We start from the raw sequence: 8,902 nt of genomic DNA, 5'->3' as shown, positions 1-8,902 counted from the left end.
GGGCGCCGCGCGCCCGGCGGCTCCCGCTCCGCTACGCCGCGTTCCCACCTGGTGGCGTGACGCCTCCGGCGCGGCGATGTGGGCCCTGCTGCTCTTCGTCAGCGCCTTATGGGTCAAGGGCGGCGGGCTGCAAGACGTGGGCACGGTGGCCGGGTTCCTGACCTCCTTCGGCCGCCTCACCGGTCTGATCGCCTCGGCTCTGCTGCTGGTCCAGGTCTTCCTCATGGCGCGGGTGCCGTGGTTCGAGAGGGCCTGGGGCCAGGACGAGCTCGCGCGCACCCACCGCCTCGTGGGCTTCACCTCCTTCAACTTGATGCTCGCTCACATCGTCTTGATCACCCTCGGGTATGCCGCTGCCTCACCCCAGGGCGTGTGGGGCACCATCGTCGACTTCACCCTCAACTACCCCGGGATGCTGCTGGCCATCGCCGGCACCCTTGCGCTGATCATGGTCGTGGTCACCTCGGTCAAGAAGGCCCGCGCCAAGCTGCGCTACGAGTCCTGGCACCTGATTCACCTATACGGCTATCTCGGCGCCGGTCTCGCACTCCCGCACCAACTCTGGACGGGCGCGGACTTCCTCTCCTCCCGCTTGGCGACCGTCTTCTGGTGGAGCGCGTATGCCGCGTGCCTGGCCGCCGTGCTCATCTGGCGGGTCGCTGTGCCCTTCGTCCGCACCCGCCGGTCGGCGCTGCACGTCGTCGGCGTCCGCGCCGAGACCCCCGACGTCACCACGGTGACCCTGCGTGGCCGCGGCCTGAATCGACTTGGGGCACAAGCCGGTCAGTTCTTCAACTGGCGGTTCCAGGACGGCCCCGGCTGGACGCGCGCCAACCCCTACTCCCTCTCCGCCGCCCCCACCGACGACACCCTGCGGATCACGGTCAAACACCTCGGTGACGGCAGCGCCCGGCTCGCCGAACTCGCCGTCGGCACCAAGGCCGTCATCGAGGGCCCGTACGGCCGCCTCCACCCGGGGACCAGGACCCGCACCAAGGTCGCGCTGCTGGGTGCCGGCATCGGGATCACCCCGATGCGCGCCCTTCTCGAGGCGCTCCCGCAGGGCAGCGACGTGAGCGTTATCCACCGCGTGAGCACCCGCGACGATCTCGTCCTCGGCGATGAGTTGGATGCTCTCGCCCGCGAACGAGGCGCGCGATATGTCGTGGTGGAAGGGCGCCGCATACCGGGCCGGGAGACCTGGCTGCCGGCGCAAGCGGCGCACCTGAGCGATGTCGAGGCCCTGCGTCAACTCGTCCCGGACATCGCCGAGCGCGACGTCTACATCTGCGGTGCCCCCGCCTGGATGGACGCAGCCAAGGCGGCGGCGCTGGGGGCCGGCGTTCCGGCGGCAGCCATCCACATCGAATACTTCACTTACTAAAGGACATCCAAGCGCCATGCGACGAATCACCTTGTGGCTGATGAGCACCATCTCTGCGCTCGTCCTCCTCTTCAGCTATCCCACCTCAACCAGCGCCAAGGCCAAGACCGCCGTGGAGGCGGAAGCCCCGCTGACCGAGTCCGCGTCCGGCTCGTCCGACGCGACATCGAGCGACTCGACCGCCGGCAGTTCGTCAGCGGACAACTCAACGAATGGCACTGCCAGTCAAGGGGATTCGCCGTCGAGCGAGGCATCGACCCCGTCGTCGAGTTCGAGCGCCAGTTCGAGCGCCAGTTCGAGCGGGTCGGGGTCCAGTAGCAACGCGGCCAAGACCTACACCGGCGATGAGGTGATGACCCGCTGGGGCCTGGTCCAGGTCCAGATCACCGTCGCGAACGGCAAGATCACCAAGTCCGGAGTCACCCAGATCCCGTGGGACAACCCGCGCGACCAGCAGATCAACTCGTATGCCGTTCCCGTCCTCAATGACGAAGTGATCACGGCCCAGAGCGCGAGCATCGACATGGTCTCTGGCGCGACCGTCACCTCGAACGGCTATATCCAATCCCTCCAGTCCGCGATCGACCAGGCCCACCTCTGATGAGCACCGTCACCCAGCCCCTGCCGGCCATGGCGCATGCCGTCACTCCGGAGCCGCAGCGCGGCGCCACCGTGATCGGGCGCAAGGCTTTCGTCGAGATGATCATGGGGATGCCGATTTCCTTGCACGTCAAGGCGATCGACCCCGAGCGAGCCGATATCGCCGCGGCCGCGGCCAATGCCTTCGCCACCCTGCGTCGCGTCGATGACCTCTTCAGTATGTGGCGCGCCGACTCGGAGCTGCGGCGGCTCCAGGCCGGTGCGATTACCCCTGGGGAGTGCCACGAGTGGCAGGCCGAGGTGCTCGATCTGACGTTGGCCGCCGAGGAAGCGACGGATGGGCTGTTCACGGCGTGGTTCGCGCGCGAGGCGGGGCGGCCGTCATACGACCCGACCGGGCTGGTCAAAGGCTGGGGGGTCGAGCAGGCAGCTGCGCACCTGCGCACCGTCCCGGGCATCTCCTTCTGCCTCAGCGCCGGCGGCGACATGGTCGTCGGCGTCGGCCGTGGGATGCGGGGCATCGCGCCCACCTGGCGGATCGGGATCGAGGACCCGCGCGTGCCGGGGCGGATCGCCGCCACGGTCGAGCTGACCCAAGGTGCGGTGGCCACGTCCGGAGCGGCTGCCCGCGGGGCACACATCGTCGATCCCGGCACGGGGGAGCGAATCGCCCGCCCGGGGTCGACCACGGTCGTCGGGCCGGACCTGATGTGGGCCGATGTGTGGGCCACCGCGGCCTACGTCGATCCGGTGGCCGCCCGCGAGCGGCTGGTTGCGACTACGCATGACTACGCACTGACGGTGCTCTGAATACGTAGAGTCGCGGCGCTTCTTGACCGTCGTGGCCCGCGAGTCCGCGGCTTGTCGTTGCCACACTTGACGGGCAGCGGGGTCACCGGCCCCGCCTGACGGAAAGGCCGCCGCTGATGAGCGTCGAGACCGGATTGGCGGTGACCGGCCTGCTGGCCGCGATCTATGGGGTCGGCTTCGCCTTCGCCCCGAAGGTGGTCGACTGGCCGCGCTACGAACGCCCGTATGTCCTGGGTGGCTCGGTCCTCGTGCTGCTGGCCGCCGTCTTCCTCGTCATCGTGCCGTGGATGGGGACCCGATGAGCAAGGACCAGCGCCGCGGAATCGTCGGCATCGTCGCCGTGCTGTATGGCCTGGGGGTCGCCTTCGGCCCCAACCTGGTCGACAACGACGGATTCTGGAAGCTCTGGCTGGCCATCGGCGCCTTCGTCGTCGGCGCCCTCTGGCTGGCACTGATGGTCCTGCCCTGGGCCCAGGCCCGCACCGACCGCCCCTCCTGACCCCTCGGGGCGACATCCTTCCCGCCCTATGCCACAAACCCCTTCTTCGCGTGGGAAGGATTACCGCGCGAACAAGGGGTTTGCCATGCTCACTGGGAGCGATCTTCCGTCAGCGGCGTGAATCCGTGGCACGCGATGACCGGCAGCCGGGGATAGCGCGGGAAGCGCGGATCGGTCGCGGCCAAGCCGCAGCGCAGATAGGTCGTGCCCTTGCGGGTCGGCCGGATCAGCGCGTGCGCGCACTCGCCACACAGACCTGCGATCTCCCGCATGTCCGAGCGCCGCTGGTCCATGGAACTACTCCGGGCGACCAGGCAGAATGTCTTGCTGCGCAGGCAGATTCGCGATGCCGATGGGGCAGGTCAGCCCATTCGGGCCGTGGTTGCAATAGCCCCCGGGGTTCTTGTGGAGGTACTGCTGGTGATAGTCCTCGGCATACCAGAAGGGGCCGACCTCGGCGGCCGGCGCGAGTTGCGTAGAGATTGTCCCGGCCCGCACCTTGTCCAACTCACCCTGGAACGCTGCCGCCGTCGCCCGCACCGCGGCCTCCTGCTCGGGCGTCGTCCAATAGATCGCGGACCGGTATTGCGTCCCGACATCATTGCCCTGCCGGTTCGCGGTGGTCGGGTCGTGGTTCTCCCAGAAGGCCTTGAGGATCTCGGCCGGGCTGATGCGCGCCGGGTCGTAGGCCACGAGCACCGACTCGGTGTGCCCGGTCTGCCCGGTGCACGTCTCCTCGTAGGTCGGGTTGGGCGTGAAACCACCCATATACCCGGCCGCCGTCGTCACCACCCCTGGCAGCCGCCACATGATCCGCTCGGCGCCCCAGAAACACCCCATCGCGACATAGAGCATCTCGGTGCCCGCCGGCCACGGTCCTTCCAGCGGCGTCCCCAGTACCTCGTGCCTGGCGGGCACCACGAACGGCCGCTCCGCACGACCGGCTAGCGCGGTCTGGGCGGTGGGCATGGGCTTGACCTGGCGTCCGAACATCATGTCCGGTCCCAACCATTTCCCGCCGCCCCGGATTCCCGCAGCCCCCGCTCCAGGTCTGCGACCGCCGTCACCGGCGCGTCACAGACGAACTGCCGACAGACGTATGCCGTTGCCTCGCCACCGACCGCCACTCGCCCCGCGAGCAGCGGCACCGCCTCGTCCGCCTCAGCACCGTAGGCCAGCACCAATCCGGGGGAGGGCGAGCCCGCGACCGTGTCGATCATCTCGCGCGCCACCGGCCCCGAGCCGACGACGGCGACCTGCAGCGGGCCGGCAACCACGGCCTCCGCTGCCGCCAGGGTCCACCCGCCGAATCGCGGATTGTCCACGGCGAGAGCGCCGTTCTGCGCGATCAGCGCTTCTGCAGCCGCTCGCAGATCGGCCCGCTCGGTCAACGCCGACAGGGTGAGCAAACCCATGGCGAGCGCCGAAAGTCCGGACGGCTCGGCATTGTCGGCGCCGGCCGGGGGAGTCAGATAGAGCGCCTCACCGTCCTTGGGCTGCTCGGCCCAACCGTCGGCCCGCCGGAAAAGATCACCGGCGGTGTCGGCCAATCCCGTTGCCGCGCTAAGCCATTCGGTCCGGCCGTCGGCTTGGTAGAGCTGGCACAGCCCTTCGATCAGGTTGCCGTAGTCGTCCGCCTGCCCGGGAGCCGTGCTGAGCCGGGCGCCGCGCGAGACCCGAACCAGGCGCCCGTCGACCACCTGTCGGGCGATCAGTTGCTCGGCGCAAACTTCAGCTGCCGCAACATAGTCCGGGCGCCCGAGCACGCGGCCCGCGATGCTCAATGCGGCGATCGCCAGCCCGTTCCAGGACGCCACCACCTTGTCGTCGCGCGCGGGCTGGGGGCGCGCTGCGCGAATCGTCCGCAGCCGCTCTCGGATGCCGGCGTACCAGTCGGAATCCGCTGCGTCGCAGCAATATTGGAGCGTCGACGCCCCATGCTCAAAGGTGCCGCGGGCGGTCACCGTGAAGACGTCCGCGGCAGCAGCCCCGTCAGCCGCGCCGAGAGCGGCGGTCAACTCCGCCGGCGTCCAGACATAGGTCAGGCCCTCGACTCCTTCGGTGTCCGCATCCAGAGCGGCCGCGAACATGCCCTCCGGCGTGCGGAGATCGGCGAGCAGGAAGTCGGCCGTCTCGGTGGTCACCCGCCGGGCGAACTCGCCGCCGCCCTGGCGCGCCCACTCGGCATAGACACGCAGCAGCAATCCGTTGTCGTACAACATCTTTTCGAAGTGCGGGACCACCCAATCGGCGTCCACGCTGTAGCGCGCGAAACCGCCGCCGAGCTGGTCGTACAGGCCGCCCCGGGCCATGGCCACGCACGTCGCCGCGACCATGGCCCACGATTGCTCACTCCCGGTCCGGGCCGCGTGACGCAATAGGAAGGCGAGCACCATCGACGGCGGGAACTTCGGCGCGCCGCCGAATCCCCCTCGCGCGGAATCGAATTGCCCCAGCAGAGCTCTGGCCGCCCGATCAAGCGCCGCTGCCTCGACGGCCACCGCCCGGACGGGCTGGGTGTGGGCCTGCAACTGCTGGGTGACGTTCGCCCCACTGGCGAGGACATCGTCGCGCCGGTTCGTCCACGCCTGCCCGGCCTGAGCGAGGAGGGAAAGGAACTGGGCCCGAGGGAAATACGTCCCGGCGAAGAAGGGCTCCAGGTCAGGTGTGAGCAGGCAGGTCATCGGCCAACCGCCTCGCCCGGTCATCGCCGTGGTCGCGGTCATATAGGCGGCGTCGACGTCCGGGCGCTCCTCGCGGTCGACCTTGATCGAGACGAACCCCGCGTTGAGCGTCGCAGCAACGCCTTCGTCCTCGAAGGACTCATGCGCCATCACATGGCACCAATGGCACGCGGCGTAGCCCACCGACAACAGGATGGGGACATCACGCCGCCGCGCCTCGGCGAAGGCCTCCGGTCCCCATTCCCACCAGTCGACCGGATTGTCCGCGTGCTGCAGCAAATACGGGCTTGTTGCGCCGCTGAGCCGGTTGGTCATGGGAGAGCTCCTCGCGGAAGGTCAGGTCAACCCCGGGAAGGCGGCCAGGTCGGCGCCCCAGCGGGACTGCAGCTGCGCCGAGGCGGCCAGCCAGTCGGTCAGGGTGAGCAGTGCGGGCGGGGCGTCCGCGACGGTGGGGAGTTGCCCGGCATACGCACGCGTCAGGGCATCGAGCAAGTGCCCGACCAGCCGCTTCGCGCTCGCGTTGTCGGTCACCGTCACCGGCAGCCCGTATGCCGATGGCGTCGGCGGCGTCTGGGCCCCCAGGAGCGCTTCCTGCGCCATGACCAACCCCCGCAAGGTATGCAGTGTGCTCACCCCCCGCTCCCGCGTTGCGTCCGCGGACCGCGCCGCGGCCACCTCCACGCCATAGACCGCAGCCCTGCTCGCGGCCAGCACGGCGAGAGCGGCGGGGGTGTCGAGCGCGGCCGGTGCCGGGGCAGGTGGCTGCCAGTTCCTGTCCAGCTTGCCGGCGAGCACGGTCCGGGACGCGGCCAACGACGCAAGCATCGGCCGTAAGGCCACCTCGGCGTGGGCGAGCACCTCGTGAGCCGCGGTGACTGACGCTCCCGCGAGGGCGGCTACCTCCGCCGTGCCCGACGCCGCCCCGGCAAGCCTGTTGGCCGGCACGCCGCGCTCGCGCAGGGCGCTGTCCAGGACGCGCGCCTGCTGATCCAGCGCTGCCCCGAACCCGGCCACCTTAGGCAGCAGGGCCACGCCAGCAGCGAGCGTTTGCGTCCCCAACAGCAGCCCCACCAGCGCGTCCTCACCGGCGATCGGCGTGCGCGCCGGCACCAGTGGCACACGCGGCGCGTCCTCCTCGAGGTGAATCCCGCACGCCGTCAGCGTCCCCAACGCGAGCACACCGAGGGCGGCGCGCCGGGCCATCGGTGAGCGGGCGGTCATACCGGCGATCCTCGCACGCGAGTGCGAGCACGACGGGGGATCGATCGGGGCTGCCGCGTCGTTGTCCCATAGAGTGGCCAGCTACAAGTGGAAAAGGAGCCCGGTCGATGTCTGCCACCCCCAAGGTCCGCGACGTCGTCGCGACTGCGCTGACCGACCCCGGGATTGTCCTCGACGATGTCACGGTGAGCGCGGCCGGCAAGCGCAAACTCGTCCGGGTCACTCTCGACATGCTCCCCACGATCAACCCCGACGGCTCGACCGATGAGCCCACGCCCGCCCTCAGCCTCGATGACGTGGCCGATCTCTCGCGCGCCATCAGCGACGCCCTCGATCGCCGCGAACCTTTCGGGGGAGCTGCCTACGTCCTCGAAGTCAGCTCACCAGGCGTCGGCCGTGCCCTGCGCGAGCCGCGACACTACCGGCGCAATGTGGGCCGCCTGCTGAAGGTGACGTCTGCGGGCGCCACCCGCACCGGCCGCATCCTGCGCGCCGATGAGACCCAGGTCGTCGTCGAGATCGACGAGACCCCCACGACCATTGCGTATGCCGAGGTGGAGCGCGCCGTCATCGACGTCGAGTTCGCGAGCACCCAGGAAGGAAGCGAATAGCCATGGACATCGGTCTGGCCGACCTGCGCGCCCTCGAGGCCGAGCGGGGCATCTCCTTGGAGATCCTCATCCCCGCCATCGAGAAGGCCCTGCTCACGGCATACGAGCACACCGACGGGCACTATCGGCACGCGCGCGCCGAACTCGACCGCAAGAGCGGACACGTCACCATCTGGGCCCGCGAGGGCTTCGAGGTCCCCAATGACGAGCCCGAGGTGTTCGACGACGAGGGCGAGCCCTTGCCGCGCCGGGCGACCCGGGTGGAGTTGGGCCCGGAGTTCGACCACACCCCGCAGGATTTCGGGCGGGTGGCGGCGGCCACGGCCCGCAATGTGATCCTGTCGCGGTTGCGCGAGGTCGAGGACGACAACATCCTCGGCGAGTTCAAGGGACGCGAGGGCGACATCGTTGCCGGCGTCATCCAGCAGAACTCCAACCCGCGCAATGTCCTGGTCAGCTTCGGCAGCGTCGAAGGCATCCTCCCGGCGGCCGAGCAGGTGCCGGGGGAGATCTACAAGCACGGCGACCGCATCCGCTGCTATGTCGTCATCGCCAAGCGCGGCCTGCGCGGCCCCCAGATCGAGCTCTCGCGCACCCACCCCAACTTGGTGCGCAAGCTGTTCGCGCTCGAGGTCCCCGAAGTGGCCAATGGCACCGTCCAGATCGCCTCGCTCGCCCGCGAGGCCGGGCACCGCACCAAGATCGCGGTTTTCGCCACCGTCCCCGGCCTCAACGCCAAGGGCGCGTGCATCGGCCCGATGGGGGCGCGGGTGCGCGCCGTGATGGCCGAGTTGGGCGGCGAGAAGATCGACATCGTCGATTTCAGCGAGGACCCGGCCGAGTTCGTCGCGTCCGCTTTGTCGCCGGCCCGCGTGCAGTCGGTGACGATCGTCGACGCGGACGCGCGTAGCGCGCGGGTGATCGTCCCCGACTACCAACTGAGCCTGGCGATCGGTCGCGAGGGCCAGAATGCCCGCCTCGCCGCGAAGCTGACCGGCTGGCGCATCGACATCGTGCCCGACGTCGAGAGCTCCGCGGCCGGTGGCGGCACGCGCCCGCAGCACGGCACCGTGCCGGAGCCCGAGCGAAGCGG

The 8,902-nt window shown here is 69.7% G+C and carries 11 protein-coding genes; 7 read left to right on the top strand and 4 right to left on the bottom strand.

Annotated elements, in window-relative coordinates; genetic code table 11:
- From PKH97_RS10400 to PKH97_RS10380, 5 genes are all read left to right on the top strand, one after another.
- On the top strand, positions 1-1,384 hold a 1,384-nt coding region (locus PKH97_RS10400; RefSeq protein ID WP_324387340.1), incomplete at its 5' end, for a ferredoxin reductase family protein.
- 40 nt (positions 1,385-1,424) lie between these two features.
- On the top strand, positions 1,425-1,985 hold the full coding sequence (locus PKH97_RS10395) for an FMN-binding protein (protein WP_324387339.1): 561 nt from the start codon (positions 1,425-1,427) through the stop codon (positions 1,983-1,985).
- Positions 1,985-2,794 carry an FAD:protein FMN transferase gene (locus tag PKH97_RS10390; RefSeq protein WP_324387338.1) on the top strand — a complete coding sequence of 270 codons (810 nt, stop codon included), beginning with the start codon at positions 1,985-1,987 and terminating at the stop codon, positions 2,792-2,794. Before PKH97_RS10395 ends, PKH97_RS10390 begins: the two co-directional genes overlap by 1 nt.
- A gap of 116 nt (positions 2,795-2,910) precedes the next feature.
- Complete coding sequence (locus PKH97_RS10385; protein ID WP_324387337.1) at positions 2,911-3,096, top strand: hypothetical protein; 186 nt, start codon at positions 2,911-2,913, stop codon at positions 3,094-3,096.
- Positions 3,093-3,293, top strand: a complete 201-nt coding sequence (locus PKH97_RS10380; RefSeq protein ID WP_324387336.1) for a hypothetical protein — start codon at positions 3,093-3,095, stop codon at positions 3,291-3,293. The genes PKH97_RS10385 and PKH97_RS10380 overlap by 4 nt, the downstream gene beginning before the upstream one ends.
- Positions 3,294-3,382: 89 nt before the next feature.
- Here PKH97_RS10380 and PKH97_RS10375 read toward each other — a convergent pair whose 3' ends face one another.
- From PKH97_RS10375 to PKH97_RS10360, 4 genes are read right to left on the bottom strand one after another with little or no spacing between them, the layout of a single operon-like run.
- Complete coding sequence (locus PKH97_RS10375; protein ID WP_324387335.1) at positions 3,383-3,586, bottom strand: hypothetical protein; 204 nt, start codon at positions 3,584-3,586, stop codon at positions 3,383-3,385.
- A gap of 4 nt (positions 3,587-3,590) precedes the next feature.
- Positions 3,591-4,262: a peptide-methionine (S)-S-oxide reductase MsrA gene (gene msrA / locus PKH97_RS10370; protein ID WP_324387334.1), complete on the bottom strand. Its 672-nt coding sequence runs from the start codon at positions 4,260-4,262 to the stop codon at positions 3,591-3,593.
- A gap of 23 nt (positions 4,263-4,285) precedes the next feature.
- Positions 4,286-6,292, bottom strand: a complete 2,007-nt coding sequence (locus PKH97_RS10365) for a thioredoxin domain-containing protein (protein WP_324387333.1) — start codon at positions 6,290-6,292, stop codon at positions 4,286-4,288.
- A 21-nt stretch (positions 6,293-6,313) separates the two neighbouring features.
- On the bottom strand, positions 6,314-7,198 hold the full coding sequence (locus PKH97_RS10360; RefSeq protein WP_324387332.1) for a DUF4439 domain-containing protein: 885 nt from the start codon (positions 7,196-7,198) through the stop codon (positions 6,314-6,316).
- 107 nt (positions 7,199-7,305) lie between these two features.
- Between PKH97_RS10360 and rimP the strand changes: the two genes are divergently transcribed.
- Both rimP and nusA read left to right on the top strand, forming a co-directional pair.
- Positions 7,306-7,809 carry a ribosome maturation factor RimP gene (gene rimP / locus PKH97_RS10355; RefSeq protein WP_324387331.1) on the top strand — a complete coding sequence of 168 codons (504 nt, stop codon included), beginning with the start codon at positions 7,306-7,308 and terminating at the stop codon, positions 7,807-7,809.
- A gap of 2 nt (positions 7,810-7,811) precedes the next feature.
- A partial coding sequence (gene nusA, locus PKH97_RS10350) for a transcription termination factor NusA (protein ID WP_324387330.1) occupies positions 7,812-8,902 on the top strand: 1,091 nt, incomplete at its 3' end.

This window comes from Nostocoides sp., from assembly GCF_035343835.1.
Lineage (GTDB): Bacteria > Actinomycetota > Actinomycetes > Actinomycetales > Dermatophilaceae > Nostocoides_A > Nostocoides_A vanveenii.
Note: the sequence above shows the minus strand (reverse complement) of the source record. Positions and strands in the feature narration are given on the sequence as shown.